A 17,888-nucleotide genomic window follows, 5' to 3' on the forward strand; every position below is an offset into this window, starting at 1 on the left:
TTATGAATCATGACCGCTCGGGCACGCCAAGCTCGACACCACGGCGCTCTATACGCGCGTCGCTACCAAGACGATCCAGCAAGTCATGAGCCCGCTGGAGCATATCGCCCGCAGAATCGAAAGAGTCGAACCGCCCGCTTAAGCGCGGCTCGCGTGCCGCGTCTATCGCTGGAGGTCGCGGATATTTTCCGCGGCCACGGCCCGGCATGGCGCCAAGCCAACGCCGGCCATGTCAGCCTCGGCCAACTGAAGGTGATGTCGGCGATCGGGAACTGCCGCACGGCGGCGCTCGGCGGCCGTGTCGCGCGCTGCGAGAACTGCGCGCACAGCCAGATCTCGTACAACTCCTGCCGCAACCGGCATTGCCCGAAGTGCCAGGGGGCCATGGCGAAGGAATGGCCGGCGGCGCGCGAGGCCGACGTGTTACCGGTGCCGTACTATCATGTGGTGTTCACACTGACGGCGGCCATCGCCGATATCGCCTACCAGAACAAGGCCGTCATCTACGATCTGCTATTCAAGGCCTCGGCCGAGACCCTGATCACGATCGCGGCCGACCCAAAGCACCTCGGCGCCCGCGTCGGCATCACATCGGTTCTCCATACCTGGGGCTCGGCGCTCACCCATCATCCGCACGTATGATCGTGCCGGGCGGCGGCATCTCACGGGACGCGAACGCTGGGTGGCGTGCCGGCCCGGCTTCTTCTTGCCGGTGCGCGTGCTCTCGCGCCTGTTTTGCCGGCTGTTCCTGGAGAAGCTCATCGCGGCCCACGGAGCCGGCCAACTGAAGTTCTTCGGCGATCATGCCGCTCTCGCCGACGCGCCGGCGTTCGCAGCGTATCTGGCACCGTTGCGCCGAGCCGAATGGGTGGTCTACGCCAAGCGCCCGTTCGGCGGACCACAGGCCGTGCTGGCCTACTTGTCGCGCTATACCCACCGCGTCGCCATTGCCAACGGCCGGCTGATCGCCTGCGACCGCAGCCGCGTCACCTTCCGCTGGAAAGATTATCGCGCCAAGGGGCGTGACCGTCAGAAGCTCATGACACTCGCCGCCGCCGAGTTCATCCGGCGATTCCTGATCCACGTCCTGCCGCAATGCTTCCACCGCATCCGCCACTATGGCCTGCTCGCCAGAGGCACGCGCCCCGACAACATCGCACGCGCGCGTGAGCTGCTCGCCGTTGCAAATCCCGAACGCCAGCCCACCGCTGTCGCCGCCGATCAAACCAAGCCGAACTGTCCGTGCTGCGGCGGTCGCATGGTCATCATTGAGGTCTTCGAGCGCGGTACAACGCCATGGCATCGGCCGACAGGTCCAACAACCGTCATCAGGATCGACACCTCATGACCGCATCACAATCCCGCAAAATTGCTCGTCGCGCTCGCTGCCTCTCGGCCGGCCACGGCACTGCACGCTCAAAGATCCAGCCGTCGTCTCAAATCGTCTGGCACTTCACCGCGTTCGACCCAATCCACCGCTCATGCATGAGCCCTTCACCGTCGGTCACTTTTCTGGATCGCCTCGACTCCAATCATACACCTCATCCGCGGCGCACTCAAATCCCCATAGCCCACGCCGCGCCACCCTCGTGCCCCTCCCGCGGTTTCCTCCCATGGAGGTTTGCGAACGCCGGCCCCGTGTGCGCGGCGCCACCGTCATGGGGCCGGCATCCGAAAACCTTCACAATAATGGAAGTCACGAATGGACTGCAGCTACTCCATACTATCGTCAGCGATAAATATCTAACGTGAACTGGTTCACAAATGGACGAGAAGGCCAAAACGTAACCGCGCACGATACGCGAGCCCGGGCGCTTAGTGGATGTGCGCTAGTGCGATCGGCAGGTCCGAGAAAAGCGTCGACCATCGACGCCACCGCGCTTTCCAATGATCCCAAAAGCGATTAATCTCCTCTTCACGCAACTCAGAAACCTGATCGGAGAATAACCCACACGATAAATTAGATGGAGGGACCAATGGCGAAGAGAGCGACTACGCTCGGCGGTGGTGGACCAGTGAAGAGAGCGATTACGCTCGGCGGTGGTGGACCAGCAGCAGGGCTGCACATCGGGGCTCTGGAAGCTTTTGCCGCTGCCGGTATAACCTTTGATGTATGGGCATTGTCCTGCATCGGCGCGTGGGTTGGAATCGTCTACAATCAATTCGATGACGACGAAGACAGGGCCAAACAAACCTATCAATTCTTCAAGAATGGCGTATTTCGAGACGACGAAAGCTATGAGCGCTTTCCGATCAATACGGTGTTCGGGCCCGATTGGCGCGCCAACATGAAAGCTTTGAGTAAGTTCGTAACTGATTCCGATAATTACAAAGATTTTGTATGGGACCCGTACAGAATGGTGGATTCGTTTCAGGAATCCATGTCGCTCCTGCTCAATCGCATGAAGGACAGTGATGGGAAGAAGAAATACGACAAATTGGACGAGGGAGATATCAATGGATGGATTCTCAATCACGGGATGGCCCCGAATCCCTTGATTCGCTATCTAACGTCCATGATGTACTTGTCCAACGTCACCGGACTTTCAAGGATCAACTATCCGAACAGCGAATTTATGAAGCGCATCAAATTCGAAAACCTATCCGACAAAAAGAAGGGAGGGAAGGAAGGAGAGGAGAAAGAGAAGAAGAAGCCATTTATTTTTCACAATGCGTGGAATCTTGATAAGCAGGAACTCGCGCTGTTTTCAAATCGTCCTATGCGCGATAGGTTTTATCAGGGGCCTATCGATGCATCAACGTTGTGCGCATGTTCGGCGCTTCCCTTCATCGAGGAAACTGTAAAGATCGATGGAGACACGTACTGCGAAGGAGCTCTGGTCGACACCGTCAATTTCGAAAGCTTGATAGACGAGGAGGATCCTGACGAGATTTGGGTGATGCGGATTGTCGATGCGAAGCAAGTCCGCAAGCCGGACAACCTTCATGATGCCCTCGCAAATCTCTGCCAGCTATTTGCAGCAACCGTCGGTGAGGATGACGTCAAGTTGTTCAAATATCACGTCCAGTATGACAAGCCCGCACCTGGGAAGAAGCCATGGACAGGTACGGTCGTTGAGATTCACGTGCCGGCGGGCATTAATTTCAAGTGGAATCATAGCAATCTTGATAAGGGACGGACGCTGGGAAGAAAAGCGGCTGAGGAAGCAATCGCCGCGTATCAAGCGAGGGATAAAAGGGCTTTTGCCGAAAACGAAAAAGTTCGGTTCATAAACGAGAGGAAAGACGACAAAAAGGGGCGGCATATCGATAGGGAGCGGCTGGCAATTGCGATTGCCGAAGCGAAGGGCACGCGCGATCAGAAGCGTTGGTTAGAAAGAATGGAATCGTGGGTTGATGCCGGGTCTGGAAAAGAAGTCGAGTCGGACGAGACTGGCAAATATCCGATAGGCGCCATTCCTTTTCCCGACTTCGCACTACGCGTCCCCCAGGTGAAAGCGATCTACGACCGGCTTGGTGCGCCAGCCTCCCGTTTGGAGCAGCTGTAGTTCGTGTCACCGCAGCCGGTCGAGCAAAGCCTTTGCATGCTTTAGATCCTGTGTGTCGAAGCCCTCGGTGAACGAGGCGTAGATCGGCGCGAGGAAGTTGAGCGCATCATCGCGTCTGCCCTGATCGATCCACAGAGCGGCTTGGTCCGTTGCGGCGCGGAGCTCAAGCGTCCTGGCGTGTTGGCTTCTTGCCGTGCTCAATGCCCGGTCGAGCAGCGCCTGCGCCTCGGCTTCGACGCCAGGTCCGCCGCGGACGACCAGCACCCCTGCCTTCAGACGATACAGTTCTGCTTCTAGAATTCGTTCGCTGTTACGGTTGGTTGTAGCTAGGCCGTGCTCGATTAATTCCAGCGCGGCCTCGTAGTCGTGACTGTTCAACAATGGCGGACACAATAACGCGTCGAGCGCGGTGATGGCCAGCTGATAACCGGCGCTGCGATATTCGTCCAACGCGGCACCGATCTCCCCGAGTGCGCTGGGTGAAGGATCGAGCGAAGCCACGCATATGCCCCGAAGGGCGCGCGCCAGGCGCCATTGCCGGAATCCATGTTCCTCGGAAAGAGCGATGCAACGTTCGGCATGACCTTGCGCGACCAGGAACTCGCCGCGAAGGGCGTGAAGAATGCATGCGTAGTAACAGGCATACGCCTGCGAATGCGGATGACTTATAGCGTCGGCGCGCCGAATGGCAGCGTCCATTCGCACAATTGCCGTATCGGGGTGGCCGAGCAGCCAGAGCGCCCACGACATCAGCGCCAGGTCCGCCACGCCGGCATCCTGGCCGGCCGAACGCGCCGCCAGCCTGTCGTCCTCGCTGCTCGCCTCGAACGCTTCGTAGGCGCGTCCAATCGCTTCATGGGCACCGGTGAGGTGTCCCATGAAGAGGCGGATCATTGCCTGCCCGCGCATCGCGTTGAGCAACGCCGGTCGATCGTCGCGCGCTTCGGCGAGCTGGAGCAGGGCCGCGATCGTTTCCTCGGCGACCGGCAACTCACCGCGCATTACGCTCGCGGTGGTCAACCAGAACATCACCTGGAGTTGCTCGGGAGGGTCTCCCCGGCGCTCGCACAGCTCTCGCGCGCGGGCAAAGGTTGCCATCGCCTTGTTCGAGGCTGGCCCTTGCGTAGCGATCAGGCAGGGCCCGAGAGCGAAATGAAAGGCAAGTTCCAGCTTATCCCTTCCGGCGCCTTCTGGCAGATGGCCCGAGGCCTCGATACCCCGCTGCAAGTGTGCGATGGCCTCAAGGTTAGCCGAGCGCATGGCGGCCTTCTTGCCTGCCTGCAGCCAATATGCCTCCGCCTTTTGAAACAGGCCGGCCTCTGTCAGATGATGCGCAAGAGTTTCGGGTTGGGTCTCCACAACGTCCGGGAACCGTTGCTCGAAGGCACCCGCGATCGCAGCATGCAGCGCTGCGCGTCGGCTCTTCAGGAGTCCCGAGTAGGCAGCGTCCCGCACAAGCGCGTGCTTGAAGGTATAGACCGCCTGCGGTATCTCGCCCCGGCAGAATATCAACTCCGACCGAACCAACTGAGCAAGCGCCTCCTCAAGTCTCTCTTTTGGCAGTCCGGCTACGATACTCAGCAGTTCGTAGGAGAACTCGCGACCCACCACAGCGCCGATCTGGGCCACCTCCCTCACCGGAGCCAAACGATCGAGTCTTGCCATCAGCGATGCGTGTAGTGTGGTCGGAATTGCCATTGAGGGCAGAGGACTGTTGAGGACGTAGTGATCGTCTTGCTCATGCAACAGCCCGGTTTCGAGCACAGTCTTGGTCAGTTCCTCCACGAACAAGGGCACGCCATCGGTGCGGGCGAGAATCTGCTCCGTTACCTCTTTCGGGAGGGTCTTGCCGGCAGTGACGCGCTCGATTAACTCCGTTCCGTTACGCCTGTTCAGCCGCGTGAGCGAAATCGTCGTCACATGCGGATGCGCTGGCCAGGGGGGTGTGAACTCTGGCCTCGCGGTGATGAGCAGCAGCACCCGAAGCTGCGGCACCTGTTCCAAGGTTATCGTGAGCAGCTCCAGCGACGTCGGATCCGCCCAATGGACATCCTCAACAATGACGAACACCGGCTGTCGCGCCGCCAAGCCAGTCAGCTGGGACAAAAACGCCGCCAACGTTAGCTCCTTGCGCTTCTGCGGGCTCAGCTCTGGCATACGGTAGCGGTTACTGGGTGGAAGGGATAGAAGGTTGGCCAGAGGTAGCACTACGCGGTCGGCATCAGCGCCTGACCGAACCAGCAGAGCTTCAAGCTTGGCGAACTTCTCTGCTGCCGGGTCGCTCCGCTCGAGCCGGGCAGCGCGTTCGAGCTGACGGATGAATGGATACAGCGCACTGTTAGTGTGGTGCGCCGAGCAGAACTGCCGCACCGTGATGTGCGGTTGGGCGTGGAGTCGCTCATCAAGCGCCAGGGCAATATGCGACTTGCCGATACCGGGCTCTCCGGTGAGCATCACCGCGCAACCTTCGCCACGCCTGGCGTGCTGCCAGCGACGCAGCAGCATCTCGATTTCCTCGTCACGCCCAATTGGTGGCGCCAATCGGGTTCTGTGCTGTGCCTCGAAACGGCTATCCACTTCGGTCATTCCCAGGACCTGCCAGACTGGTATTGGCTCCGCCCATCCCTTAAGCTCGACAGGACCGATATTGCGGAATTCGAAGTGCCCATCAGTGAGCCGGTGCGTACTCTCGGAGATCAGCACGGTACCGGGATTGGCGAACGTCTGCAGGCGCGCAGCCAAGTTCGGCGTCTCGCCGATGACGGCCTGCTCTTGAGCCGCGCCTTCGCCGGTCAGATCGCCCACGACCACCATACCGGTAGCGATGCCAACGCGAATCTGTAGCTCGGTGGCGGGCTCTGTCCGGAGCTTGGCCAGGGCATCGACCAGCGCCAGCCCGGCGCGTGTCGCCTGTTCGGCATCATCCTCGTGCGCCTGGGGATAGCCGAAATAGGCGAGAACGCCATCTCCCATGTACCGCGCGATAACGCCCTCATTTTGGGCGACAACCTCCGCGATGCAGCGGTGATAGGCGCCCATTACGGCCCGCAAGTCCTCCAGATCAAGGCGCGCCGAAAGAGCCGACGAGCCGACCAAATCGCAAAACATGACTGTAAGTTGACGCCGCCCGGCGTTGTTCGCCGACGCCGGCTTGGTGACCGTTCGAGGTGTTCGCGGAACCTCTCCCTGAAGTTCTACGATCGCGCGCAGCATCTTGCGTCGGTGCCCAAGCAGGACGCCCAGGTCCTTTAGATCCTGCTCCGTGAGATCTCGAACGACCGAGAGGTCGATGGCGTTCTCGCGGAATCGCTCGGCGTACTCGCCCAAACCGATCGATGCTAGCCACTCTGCAATACCTGCCATGGTATACCTATGGCTTATACAATTCAGAATAGCACATGCGAGAGCCTTGCGAAGACACATCTGTCGACGGAGCGCCGATCGCCGGACTGCTCGCCCAATGTAACCAGTGGCCACGGCAAGAAAGGAACGCTGCCAACCGCGATGTCTGTTGGGGGGTCATTCGCGTCGGTTTGGCCGGACTTTCGCGACTACGGGTCAACCCCGGTGAACGGACATTCTCAGAGTAGGCGGGCACGTCTCAAACGGGCCAAGATCAGAAGTGATCAGCGCATTCGGTCTCGGCGTAGATTCGATGATGCGAGGGCTCTGCGTGCCATCCTCTAACGCAACCGCCAGCTCTACGCGCTAGGCAGCAGATGAGCGATATTTGCGCAGGGTCATTTGGAGGCAACGATCTCCTTGAACAGTTCAACCTCGCCGCACGTGTTGTCCGTCACCGCAAAAACCTCGTACAAATCTATCTGCGGTTTCATGCCGTAGCGCTGGATAATGCCCTCGAGCCAGGGCCCGGTGTAGAACGCCTTGGCGTCCTCGATGCGCTCCCACTGGTACACGCCGCCCGCCCAGCCGATTTCGGACCAGATGAAGTGCTTGCTGATCAGCCCGGTCACCTCGCGGAAGTTGGGTGCGATCTTGTGAAAGTGCTCGCGACACGCGGCGTAGTCGATCTGCGGCGGCAGCTTGTATCGTACAACGGCGGTAATCATGCGACCTTCCTGCAAGGATGCTCCGGCGCAACATTGATGGCATTGCCGCGATCAAGCAAGCAAAGCGGGAAGCCGATATGGGAAGGCGCAAAGCTTAACCAGTAGCTTCCGTTCTGCTGCGACGAGCCGACGACTATTCCAGAGCATGCTGGACTTAGCGTTGGCAGTTAAGCCTTATCCTGCGTGATCCCGGGTATAGGCGTCGCTCAATTCGCGCAATGCAAGCTTTATGTAGCTGTGGCGCACGACCGAAATAGCGATCATCCACCCGCGCTGATCTTGATCAAATGCGACAGACGCTGCCGTGAGTAGGTCAATACGATTGACAAGAGCCTTAATCGCCGCACCAGCTATCTCTTTCCAATTTTTTGCGTTAACGTGAACCGCTTCACACTTGTGTAGCAGACGGGCCCAGATGATGCCCAATGAGAGAGAGGCGAGCAAAGGCTACGCAAAGCGCCACCTGTTCTATTCCATTCACACGCGAGTTTGGGAGCGACACATGGAAAAGCGCGAAATTGGCAACAGCTTTACGGAAGGTCTGTCCGAAGCGAAACGAGGCGCCTTCTCCCGACGCTCGGTGCTGACGTTGGTTTGCACCCTCGGCGCCGCGGCGCCGTTTGGAATGTTTGGAGCGGCTCGCGCGCTGACGGCATCCGGGACTGGATCGCTGTCTTATATTCCTGGCGAGCCTTTTATTTGCCGCGCCGCAACGAACAGTGAAGAGTTGCAGGGCCCACCTCGCCAACTAAAAATCGCCTGGAACGCGAACGCGGCGTGCACGGTCGCTGCAGCAGTCGCAAAGGAACGGGGTATTTTCGCCAAGCACAACCTCGATGTCGATTTCGTCAATTTCGGCGGTTCGACGGACCAGTTGTTGGAGGCGATTGCGACTGGCAAGGCGGATGCCGGTTTGGGATTGGCCCTGCGCTGGCTCAAACCGCTGGAGCAGGGTTTCGATGTTCGGATCACCGCCGGTGTGCACGGCGGCTGCATCCGGCTCCTCGGCTCCAAGGCTGCGAATATTGACAGCCTGGAGTCCCTGCGCGGCAAGGCTATCGCGATTAGCGATCAAGCGAGCCCAGCGAAGAACTTCTTTTCGATCTACCTCGCCAAAAAGGGCATCGATCCGGCCCAAGAGGTAGAGTGGCGCCAGTACCCGGCCAATCTGCTCGCGCTTGCCGTCGACAAGGGCGAAGTGCAGGCGCTGGCCGAGATAGATCCGCTTCCCTATCTTTGGCTCAAGGAAGGCAAACTTAACGAGATCGCGACGAACTTGACGGGTGAATTCGCCGACCGCACTTGCTGCGTTCTCGCGATACGTGGCAGCCTCGCCCGAAGCGAAATGCCGGTGGCAGCCGCTCTGACACGATCGATACTGGAAGCGGCAGACCGAGTTGCCAACGATCCCGCCGATGCCGCAGCAATCTATTCGGGCTACGGCGGGAGAGGGTCCCTAGAGGATCTCGCAACTATGTATCGCAGCCATACTCACCACAGGCATCCCGTTGGGGCGGAGCTCAAGAAGCAACTTCTACTCTACACCGATGAACTCAGGGCAGTGAACGTCATCAAGCGAAGCACTGATCCGGCCAAGTTCGCCGACCGGATTTATCTTGACGTTCTAAGCTGAGCCGATTGGGAATATCCGCAGTGAGCTCGGTCATCGATGAAGTGCCGAGGCCATCAGAGAAATCGGGTTTCGGCTTTTTTGAAAGTTCGACCATTCGATCGTTGATCGGCGGACTGTCTGTTGCCGTGGCATGGTCTATGGTCGCCGCGCTCACTGCGTTCTGGCCGGATAGGCCCGAGAGCGATTGGGCCTACACGGACGGCTTCGCCATTGCCTGCGGCGCATTGGCGCTTGCCCTTGCCTTGGCGGTCTTTGCCGCCGTTCGTTTTGTTGCTTTTCGGAGTTTCCAACGACTTTCTCCGTGGCTATTCGCGCTCGCGTTGTTTTTGGCTGCTTGGGAGGCTGTCACAGCAAAGCTTGGATTGCTGCCGTTGCCGTTTTTCCCGCCGCCGCAGGCCATTGTCGAAGTCGCAATCGACGATTGGGGACGGCTGGCTGAAGGCGTTTTCGCCTCAGCTCGTCTGCTCGCGACCGGCTATTTTCTCGGTGCCGCGATAGGGTTCGTAACCGGGGTGGCAATCGGCTGGTCGCAGCGCGCCGGCTATTGGATCCACCCAGTTTTGCGGTTCATCGGGCCGTTGCCCGCGACAGCTTGGCTGCCGCTCGCATTTTTCGTTTTCCCGTCGAGCTTCAGCGCCAGCATTTTCCTGATTGCGCTCGCCACTGGCTTTCCGGTCACCGTGCTCACCTGGTCGGGCGTCGCCGGCGTGAAGAGCGCCTACTACGATATTGCGCGGACATTGGGAGCAACCCAGCGCTTCCTCGTGTTCAAGGTGGCCATTCCGGCGGCAATGCCACATGTTTTCGTTGGCCTGTTTATGGGTCTCGGCAACTCGTTTGCGGTTCTTGTCGTAGCCGAAATGCTGGGCGTGAAGGCGGGGCTTGGCTGGTATCTGCAATGGGCGCAGGGTTGGGCGGCCTATGCCAACATGTACGCCGCGCTGCTGCTCATGGCGTTTTTGTGCTCCGGTCTGATCACGCTGCTCTTCCGCTTGCGGGACCGCCTGCTATCCTGGCAGAAAGGTCTCGTGCGATGGTAGCGGCGATCGCAAGGGATGACGCGGTCCGTGGATCGACGCTAACGCTCCGCGAAGTAAGCCATCGTTTCGATCTCGAAGGGCAGCCCCTGCCGGTATTGGACCGCATCAGCTTGCAGGTCGGCCGCGGCGAATTTGTTGCTCTCCTGGGGCCGAGTGGGTGCGGAAAATCGACCTTGCTGCGGCTGGTTGCGGGGCTCGACACTCCAACAGCCGGCGCCCTGCTAACGGAGGGAAGGGAGATCGAAGCACCCGATCCGTCGCGCGTCGTCGTTTTTCAAGACCCCACGCTTTATCCATGGCGGACGGTATGGAGCAACGTTGCGCTCGGTCTGGAAGCCCGCGGGTTGCTTCGCACCCATCGCGGACGTATCGAAGACGCGCTGCGCCTGGTGGGACTCACGGGCTTCGCCAATGCCTACCCGCACCAGCTTTCCGGCGGCATGGCGCAACGAGCGGCTCTGGCGCGTGCGCTTGTCAACGACCCGAAGCTGCTCATTCTTGACGAACCTTTGGGGCAACTCGACTCGCTGACTCGTATCGCGATGCAGGCGGAACTTGTATCACTTTGGCAGCGCTCGAGCTTCACGGCGCTGCTGGTCACGCACGATGTCGAGGAGGCGCTCTTGCTCGCCGGCCGCGTCATCGTGCTGAGCGACCGACCTGCACGGATCAAGGCCGAGGTCGTCAACAGCCAGCCCTATCCTCGCCACCGGGGCAATCCGCACTTCGTTGAGCTTCGTCGCGAGCTGTTCGAGCATCTCGGCCTCGATGAGGCATGGTAACCGTCAAAAGGAGCTCGCCGTGATAGATCTTCTTATACGTATCATAAAGCAGCCGCACGGCGTGCTCGCCGCGATTGCAATGCGATTGCTTTAGCGGCTTGGTCACCCCGTTGAGGTCTAAGAATTTGGAGCGCATGGAGACTTCGATGACCTCGGAATTGAACGTCCACGACGCCGCGGGCTATGAGCAGCTCATGGGCCGCTGGAGCCGAAGACTCGCCCGGCTATTCATCGACTTCACAGGGATTGCCTACGGCGAAAGGATTCTCGACGTCGGCTGCGGTACCGGGAGCTTGACCTTCGCGCTCGCTGAAGCCGCCGACCTCGCCGAGATCGCCGCGGTCGACTATTCACCAGTCTTTGTCGAGGAGGCGATCGGCGCAACACAAACCCGCGAATAAAGGTCCGACAGGCGGATGCCTGCGCGTTGCCCTTCGAGGGCGGCACGTTCAACCGCGCTATGGCGCTTCTCGTGCTCCACTTCGTTCCCGAAGCGGGCAACGCAGTAGGCGAGATGCGCCGCGTCGTTCGGTCGGGCGGCGTGGTCGCGGCAGCAGTGTGGGATCATCTCGGCGGCATGCCCGGCATGCGCATGATGGTCGACACGGTGGCGGCACTCGGTGAAAGCGGGCGCCAGCTGCGCAGTCGCTATTGCTTTCAACCGATGATGCAGCCGGGCGAACTGAGACGGACTTTTGCCGAACAGCGTCTGGTGGATATTGCGGAAATGGAGCTGACGATCCGCATGGACTACCAAAGCTTTGCTGACTATTGGGCGCCGATTGCCGCTGGCGAAGGGCCGCTCGGCAAGTATGTGGTAGCCCTCGACGCTGCGGAGCGAGCGCGCACCGACGCCGCCGTGCGCGATGCCTACGAGGCCGGCCGGCCCGATGGCCCGAGGTCCTTTGCAAACGTCGCGTGGGCCTGCCGAGGCATCGTTCCCTAACTCGACGGTCGGAGCCGTCGCTTCCGAGGTCCTGAACCCGAAATCGTTCACCCAACTGTAAATCGGCGTGGGGTCCCGACGCCGATCGGCGAGCTAAAGCATTGATCCAGCAAGCGGCGAAGGGGTCAATCTTGAACGTCTGTTCACAGCCATTCCTTCGCGGCCGCGCCCTGACACTTCGGGCAGTGGCGGTTGCGGCAGGAGTTGTAGGCGATGGTGGTATAGGCGCAGTCCGCGCAGCGCGCGACATGGCCGCCGAGAGCTGCCGTGCGGCAGCGCTCGATCGCCGACATCACCTTCAGCTGCTCGAGGCTGACATGGCCGGCATTGGCTCTGCGCCATGCCGGTCCACGGTCGCGGAAGATATCCGCAACCTCCAGTGCCGGGCGCAACATAAGCGCCTCAGCGTCAGCCGGGCGGCCGGATCCACGAGCACCACGCCAACAAGCGCAGCCACTTTCGCCAAGACGCTCGGCAAGAGGCTGACGGCCGGCGAGACGTGGCAGCCACCGGCGAACTTGTCGGCCCTACAAAACCAGGATTCGCATGCCGTCCAAGCTCGACCCACATATTGCTGCGATCGAGGGCTGGCTGGCAGAGCAGCCGCAGCTGACGGCGCTCGCAATCGTCGGCCGGCTGAGCGAGAATCACCCCAAGGAGTTCGGGACGAGACAGCATTCGATCGTGCAGCGCCTGCTGAGGGCGCTTAGACGGAAGACGGCCGAGCAATTGGTCGCGCAGGAGCCGCTTGCGGACGCCACGACCGCTGCCCCACTGCCCGGGGTTGTGGACGGCTCGGGCTATATAGGGCCCGACCCGCCCGCAGCCCCTCTCGTCGAGCAAGNNCGACCTGTGCAATGGCGCCATCAGGGTAACATTCGCTCATGCGGCAATACGCGGGTCCTTATTCCTGCCGAAACAGGTGTCCACTCATTCGGAGGAGGTTCATGCGTATCGCCCATGAGAGCTAGTTTGGTGAAGGGGGAGGAAGCCGGCGTAACCTCCGCAAGAGATTTAGCGACGTGGCGCTACCAACTCGGCTGTGCCGTAGCATCTTGATCCATTTGTTTTAGATCTTTCCGTCGCCGAACAATCTCGGCCCTGCTCTACGCCGTCCTGTACTCACGCAGCGCATCCGTGCCTGGGTCGCCGACTCGAAAGGCCTGACTGAGACCAGCCCCGGCCAGTGCAGGGGAGCAGGCAGTATTGCTTCCATCCCGCATACTTGTCGCGTAGGTGTGTGTTGCGCTTGAGAGTTGACCAAGAACGATGATCCGACACAGTAGCTACTTGAGGAATATTTCGACTTATCTCGTAGCATTGAAATGCCTTCATGACGGCGATCCTGGAGATGCAAGTCGACTGAAGTGAGATGGCAATCAAGCTTACAGGCTATGTCGCCGGCGCAGGTTTTCTGACGCGCGAGAGCCGTCAATCGCTGCGCCTCGTGCTTGGACCATTCGCATGGTTTTGAAGACTTATGCATCTTCATTCGTCTGAAGCGATAGGCGGTGCGGCGATCTCCCGACCCGAGATGGGTGATATAAATTCTCTGTGCAGGCAGGTTGGTCTTTGGGCGCCATCGAACAGCACCGTGATGCCCGTGGTGCGAGGGCTTTCCTCGATGACGATGCCACTCCGGTTAGCCAGCTCTGGGCATCGGGCGGCTCCGACCTCGCTCATTCTAAAGCGGGTACCGACAGCAATTCTGTCGACGTTCTGGTAAATCATTACCGCTCTCCGGTAAGTCGAAAAACTCTTTGGTCAAAAAGCAAAAACTCAAAATCGCAAGCATAAAGCTATATCGGATCAATCACGTATGCAATCTCTGGACGACGAGGTGCCCCAAACGTACCCAAGCGGGCGTCCTGGTGGCAGCCTCCTCTGAGAATCGCGCCGCGCTTCTGCTCGCCTTGCAGATAAACCGCGGCTCGAACTCGGACAACGGGATCTCGTCCGGCCATTCGATCCACGTAGTCAGCCGACGGCTTGACGCTGCACCAATAGTCCGCGCAGAAGACGAGCAGATCGCGAAAGACGCTCGAGTGATTTTGGGCCTCTGAACGCGCACGGGCTACTGCGCGTCACGGCTGTGGAAAAGGCTCCGCGCCAGAGGTCGGCGACACTCGTGATCGGCGGTGATCATCTACCAGCGCGCCGCAATGGTGCTGGCGCGGGGGCCCACAATCCCAACGGGCTCGACGCGCCCTGAAATGCTGCAAGACTCGCATATTCGCGGGCCGACACCTGGTCGAATGTTGTGCGTATGGCGAGCTCTGGCTGGCGGCCGCCGGCAAACAGGCCTTCAGGACCGGAGTGGATCCACGAGGAGAAGTACGACCAGCCAGGTGTTGGTCATCGAAAGAGCTGAGCCGTTGTCGTGCAGCAATGCAGGAAATCATCGACGCCGACTGCAACACGTCGGCTGTCGAGGGCAGACCGGACAAACGGTCGCGCTCGCCCCGACCGATTTTCTTGACCCATGTGCGACATCAGCCCGCTCCCATCGGAGCTTGCTTTGCGTCTTAGTTCTCATTCTATTAAGCGTCTGTTAACCGGGTGAAGACATCGTTGTGCATGTTCAAGTTGTTGAGTTGCGCAAGTGATTTTACGGCGGAAGCGGCCCTGCCAGTCCGCTAAGTGGTCGAGATTTTCGCCTTTCCAGAGCTGCCTTCCGCAGGTACCGCACGCGATCTAACCGGGTGCAGCAGCAGCAATCGCCGGCTTTCTTGCTTGGAACGGGCTCAGATGCGCTTCGGTAATCGCAAAAACCGCAGAGTAAGTTTTGAGCAAAAGCGGCCGTTTATCTTGATGGGCACCGGGAGGACTTGGCGCAGGAGCTGCGTGCTAGTCGATGTGTCTGAGACAGGGGGCGAAGCTCCACATCGGCTGATCGCCCGACGTGCTCCGGGCAAGAGAGTTCTTTATGCTCGCATCCTCGACAGGCTCAGCCTTCCGACTTTGCGAGCTCGTTTGGGTGGAGGGATCAAACGTCGGCGTGCACTACGTCAATAATGCCTCTCGAAAGAGGGAGCTGAAGCCCCAAGTTGAGGAGCAATCGGAGAGGACCATCTGAATGCAGATGCTTCATTCGAGGACAATTGACTCAATCGATGCTGACACTCTGACCGAGTGCAGTGAACGCGAGATTTTATTCCGAATTGAGGCCGGATTTGTTCTTTACCTCACCCACGCACGCTCGATCTCTGCCACGCAGGATCAGGTTATTTTTTTGGGAACGCGCGAGGCGCTGCTCTGGCTGAACGAGAACGCACCATTGGCGGAGGCGAGAGGTGTGTCCTGAACATCATCCTGTCTCGATCTCCGACCGCACCGGCCTCACAGATGCAGATTGGCTGCAAGTCAACAAACTCCGTAAGGCGTATGCCACTGGCGGAAGATCTGCTCTCAGCGAAGCCCTTGAGGATTTCTGCAGTCAGAATGTGACCAGCTATATACGAGTGCTGAACTCCATACTTCCAAATAAGATACGAGAGACGATCAAAGCGGACATCGGAACATCCACTGGCCGCTACCGAGACATGGTCACACGGCTGGATCTGATAGTTCAAGATCTGCCATCCCTACATTGTTACAGCAACGACTTGGCTCGGCGCCTCGGAACGTCCGTTCGGACCTTGCAGGTCGCGTCACGGCGTGTGAACGGCATGAGCTTGCACGCCTACCTGCGCCTCAAAAGGCTTTTAGCGGTTCGCGACCAACTCTCAACGGGACTATTAACCGTGAAAGCTGCTGCACTTGGCAATGGCTTCTGGCACCTGGGCGACTTTTCCCGCCTATACGCCAAGACATTTGGAGAGATGCCATCTGAAACCCTCGCGCGTGCTAAACGCGTAACCCAGCCATAATCAGCGACCGATCTTTACGTTCCAGATTTGTGCTACCCGTGTGGCTCGCCCCGGTGCTGCCTTCGGTCAATGCTGGTCGTTCCTTCGCTCGATCGTGCGCCGAGAACTCTCTTATCGTGCGCTGGCAGTGAGACATGGGACAGCTTTCATCTGCGTCAATGAGCATCGAAACAGTGAAAGTCGATCTGCTCATATGCAAACTCCCGCCGACCTGGAAGCCGACGCGGGGAAAAGACGCAGTGCTCGCGGTGCGCGATACGAGGCCCGCGATACATCCAGTGTACCCCATGCTTGGTGGCTTGGTGTACGCGCGGTTACCGAGCGCGTGCAGCAGCTCGCTGGCCATTGGGGAGGCTGTGCTTGGCGGGTCACCCCATGCCCCCTCAATAGAGGAGTGCGTGACGGTACTCTTCCCGCAGCGGGCTATTGTCCTTGTGCACAAGAGCGCACACGCAAAAAGGGACCATCCGCTTGCGCCGAACCGCGACAGCCATCTAACATTTGGGCGTGGCGGTTGACTGGATATTAAGCCAAGCCCGAAGCTAGCCGTGAGCTTTACCTGTTGTTCAGCGCTGAATGGTGTCATCGCCTCGTTGACTTGAAACCTATTTCTTCTCGACTGCTTCAATTCGCGAGCCGCTTGCATGGCTGTCACCGCATCATTCTTGGTTGATCTGGAAGAGGCTGTTTCACGGGGAAATCCCGAAAGCTGTTTGCGGGCGCTGTGGCACGCGACAGATATGCTGATCGCGGGCACATACTCGGAAGATCAAATTTGGACCTTTGGGGAGATCATCGGTCGTCTCGCCGGAGAGATTGAAACCACGGCACGGGTTCGGCTGGCGGGAACGTTAGCCGCCACAAACAACGCGCCCTTCAAGCTGACGCGCCAATTGGCTTTTGACGACTGTATCGACGTCGCCCGACCCGTTCTTAGCCAATCGGACCGCCTTGACGCCGAGGCATTGATGTTTTGTGCGAAGAACATGAGCCAGCAGCATTTGCTCGCGATCTCAAAGCGAAGATCAGTTCCGGAGCCTTTGACTGACGTCCTCGTGGTCCGTGGCTCAAAGGAGGTTGTGCAGTCTGCCGCAGCCAACAACGGAGCCAATTTTTCGAACGTTGGCTTCTTGCACCTGATGCGGCGGTCGGAAACCGACACGATCCTCGCGGAATCGGTGGGGCTGCGAAAAGATATTCCCCGACATCTGTTCCACCAGCTGATCGCCAAAGCTTCTGAAGAAGTGCGCCAGAAACTCGAACGGGAACGACCTGACTTCGGAACGCAGATCCATCGGGCCGTCGTTGATGTCACTGGCGCAATTCATGCCAGATTTGGTCCAGCCTCGAAGGACTATTTCACCGCCAAACGCACCGTCGCAAAGCTGCGCGAGCGGGGCGAACTCAACGAAGACAAGATCTTCGAATTCGCCCACTTTCTCAGATTCAACGAAACGGCGGTTGCCTTGTCGTTATTGTGCCCTCTGCCTATCGAGATCGTGGAGCGTGCATTGATGGACAAGAACCGCGAACCTGTGTTGATCTTGGCCAAATCCTTGGATCTTTCATGGCCCACCGCAATGGCGCTCCTGTTTTTGGGGGCGCCTAACTATCGAATCATGGCCGGCGACCTCGAGAAGTTGAAGCTCGATTTCCATCGACTGAATGTCAAGACCTGCCGTGGGGTAATCACCCTCTATCGATCGCGACGGGAGGAGATTAGCGGGGCACCTTTACACCGGGCCCTCGCGACGTCGCTTTGACGATCGGATTAGCGCCCGAGCTGCGGTAAAAGTTGCCGCCGTGTTTCGGCGCGTCGTATCTGAGTGGCGATCACCGCGCTACAATGTTGATCCGCGCGGCGTTTCTACATGTCTTCCTACAAGTGAAGCCTTAACATGTTGTTCCTGGTTAGGGCGCGCCTGCTGATGGGCGGCATCGAGCCAAATAATTCATATCATGACAGGCGCCAATTGCACCGGTGGCGTAGCCTCTTCTAGCCGACCGATGTCCGCTTATGTGAAGGTTTTCGGATGCCG

The 17,888-nt window shown here is 59.2% G+C and carries 11 protein-coding genes and 3 pseudogenes; 10 read left to right on the top strand and 4 right to left on the bottom strand.

Annotated elements, in window-relative coordinates; genetic code table 11:
- The first annotated feature begins 153 nt into the window (after positions 1 to 153).
- Together FXB38_RS39750 and FXB38_RS39755 are read left to right on the top strand one after the other, a co-directional pair.
- Positions 154 to 1,348, top strand: a pseudogene (locus tag FXB38_RS39750) (IS91 family transposase).
- Between the two features lie 628 nt (positions 1,349 to 1,976).
- The gene (locus FXB38_RS39755; RefSeq protein WP_148756344.1) at positions 1,977 to 3,509 is read left to right on the top strand and encodes a patatin-like phospholipase family protein; all 1,533 of its coding nucleotides are present in this window, start codon (positions 1,977 to 1,979) and stop codon (positions 3,507 to 3,509) included.
- A gap of 6 nt (positions 3,510 to 3,515) precedes the next feature.
- On the opposite strand, the gene FXB38_RS39760 is transcribed toward FXB38_RS39755, so the two are convergent.
- Together FXB38_RS39760 and FXB38_RS39765 are read right to left on the bottom strand one after the other, a co-directional pair.
- A complete protein-coding gene (locus FXB38_RS39760; RefSeq protein WP_148756345.1) occupies positions 3,516 to 6,872 on the bottom strand; it encodes an adenylate/guanylate cyclase domain-containing protein in 3,357 nt (1,118 codons plus the stop codon).
- Between the two features lie 377 nt (positions 6,873 to 7,249).
- Positions 7,250 to 7,594, bottom strand: coding sequence for a hypothetical protein (locus FXB38_RS39765; RefSeq protein WP_246230561.1), 345 nt, complete (start codon positions 7,592 to 7,594; stop codon positions 7,250 to 7,252).
- Positions 7,595 to 8,081: 487 nt separating this feature from the next.
- Here FXB38_RS39765 and FXB38_RS39770 point away from each other — a divergent pair, with 487 nt between their 5' ends.
- From FXB38_RS39770 to FXB38_RS39785, 4 genes and pseudogenes are all read left to right on the top strand, one after another.
- Positions 8,082 to 9,212 (top strand): ABC transporter substrate-binding protein, encoded by a 1,131-nt coding sequence (locus FXB38_RS39770; RefSeq protein ID WP_246230567.1) that lies wholly within the window; start codon positions 8,082 to 8,084, stop codon positions 9,210 to 9,212.
- 92 nt (positions 9,213 to 9,304) lie between these two features.
- On the top strand, positions 9,305 to 10,252 hold the full coding sequence (locus FXB38_RS39775; protein WP_246230570.1) for an ABC transporter permease: 948 nt from the start codon (positions 9,305 to 9,307) through the stop codon (positions 10,250 to 10,252).
- Positions 10,246 to 11,034: an ABC transporter ATP-binding protein gene (locus tag FXB38_RS39780; protein ID WP_148756346.1), complete on the top strand. Its 789-nt coding sequence runs from the start codon at positions 10,246 to 10,248 to the stop codon at positions 11,032 to 11,034. Before FXB38_RS39775 ends, FXB38_RS39780 begins: the two co-directional genes overlap by 7 nt.
- Before the next feature lie 146 nt (positions 11,035 to 11,180).
- Positions 11,181 to 11,980: pseudogene (locus tag FXB38_RS39785) on the top strand (class I SAM-dependent methyltransferase).
- A gap of 146 nt (positions 11,981 to 12,126) precedes the next feature.
- On the opposite strand, the pseudogene FXB38_RS39790 reads toward FXB38_RS39785, so the two are convergent.
- A pseudogene (locus FXB38_RS39790) lies at positions 12,127 to 12,375 on the bottom strand (transposase zinc-binding domain-containing protein); the annotation flags it as partial.
- A 151-nt stretch (positions 12,376 to 12,526) separates the two neighbouring features.
- Between FXB38_RS39790 and FXB38_RS45335 the strand changes: the two are divergent.
- On the top strand, positions 12,527 to 13,039 hold the full coding sequence (locus FXB38_RS45335) for a hypothetical protein (protein WP_488226230.1): 513 nt from the start codon (positions 12,527 to 12,529) through the stop codon (positions 13,037 to 13,039).
- Positions 13,040 to 13,468: 429 nt separating this feature from the next.
- Here the strand turns inward: FXB38_RS45335 and FXB38_RS39795 are convergent, their stop codons facing one another.
- Positions 13,469 to 13,711 carry a hypothetical protein gene (locus FXB38_RS39795; protein WP_148756347.1) on the bottom strand — a complete coding sequence of 81 codons (243 nt, stop codon included), beginning with the start codon at positions 13,709 to 13,711 and terminating at the stop codon, positions 13,469 to 13,471.
- A 1,345-nt stretch (positions 13,712 to 15,056) separates the two neighbouring features.
- Here FXB38_RS39795 and FXB38_RS39805 point away from each other — a divergent pair.
- The 3 genes from FXB38_RS39805 (at position 15,057) to FXB38_RS39815 (ending at position 17,612) form a co-directional block, all read left to right on the top strand.
- Complete coding sequence (locus FXB38_RS39805; RefSeq protein ID WP_148756348.1) at positions 15,057 to 15,284, top strand: hypothetical protein; 228 nt, start codon at positions 15,057 to 15,059, stop codon at positions 15,282 to 15,284.
- A gap of 238 nt (positions 15,285 to 15,522) precedes the next feature.
- Complete coding sequence (locus FXB38_RS39810; protein WP_148756352.1) at positions 15,523 to 15,849, top strand: helix-turn-helix domain-containing protein; 327 nt, start codon at positions 15,523 to 15,525, stop codon at positions 15,847 to 15,849.
- Between the two features lie 644 nt (positions 15,850 to 16,493).
- Positions 16,494 to 17,612, top strand: coding sequence for a DUF2336 domain-containing protein (locus tag FXB38_RS39815; protein WP_187435478.1), 1,119 nt, complete (start codon positions 16,494 to 16,496; stop codon positions 17,610 to 17,612).
- Positions 17,613 to 17,888 lie beyond the last annotated feature (276 nt).

Origin of the sequence: Bradyrhizobium cytisi (assembly GCF_008123515.1) — a bacterium.
Classification (GTDB): domain Bacteria; phylum Pseudomonadota; class Alphaproteobacteria; order Rhizobiales; family Xanthobacteraceae; genus Bradyrhizobium; species Bradyrhizobium cytisi.

Bases quoted from the DNA above. Each gene is read 5' to 3' on its own strand.
- FXB38_RS39780 (WP_148756346.1), top strand. From the start codon at position 10,246: ATGGTAGCGGCGATCGCAAGGGATGACGCGGTCCGTGGATCGACGCTA.
- FXB38_RS39795 (WP_148756347.1), bottom strand. From the start codon at position 13,711: ATGATTTACCAGAACGTCGACAGAATTGCTGTCGGTACCCGCTTTAGA.
- FXB38_RS39770 (WP_246230567.1), top strand. From the start codon at position 8,082: ATGGAAAAGCGCGAAATTGGCAACAGCTTTACGGAAGGTCTGTCCGAA.
- FXB38_RS39805 (WP_148756348.1), top strand. From the start codon at position 15,057: ATGCAGATGCTTCATTCGAGGACAATTGACTCAATCGATGCTGACACT.
- FXB38_RS39755 (WP_148756344.1), top strand. From the start codon at position 1,977: ATGGCGAAGAGAGCGACTACGCTCGGCGGTGGTGGACCAGTGAAGAGA.
- FXB38_RS39760 (WP_148756345.1), bottom strand. From the start codon at position 6,872: ATGGCAGGTATTGCAGAGTGGCTAGCATCGATCGGTTTGGGCGAGTAC.
- FXB38_RS39810 (WP_148756352.1), top strand. From the start codon at position 15,523: ATGGTCACACGGCTGGATCTGATAGTTCAAGATCTGCCATCCCTACAT.
- FXB38_RS39815 (WP_187435478.1), top strand. From the start codon at position 16,494: ATGGCTGTCACCGCATCATTCTTGGTTGATCTGGAAGAGGCTGTTTCA.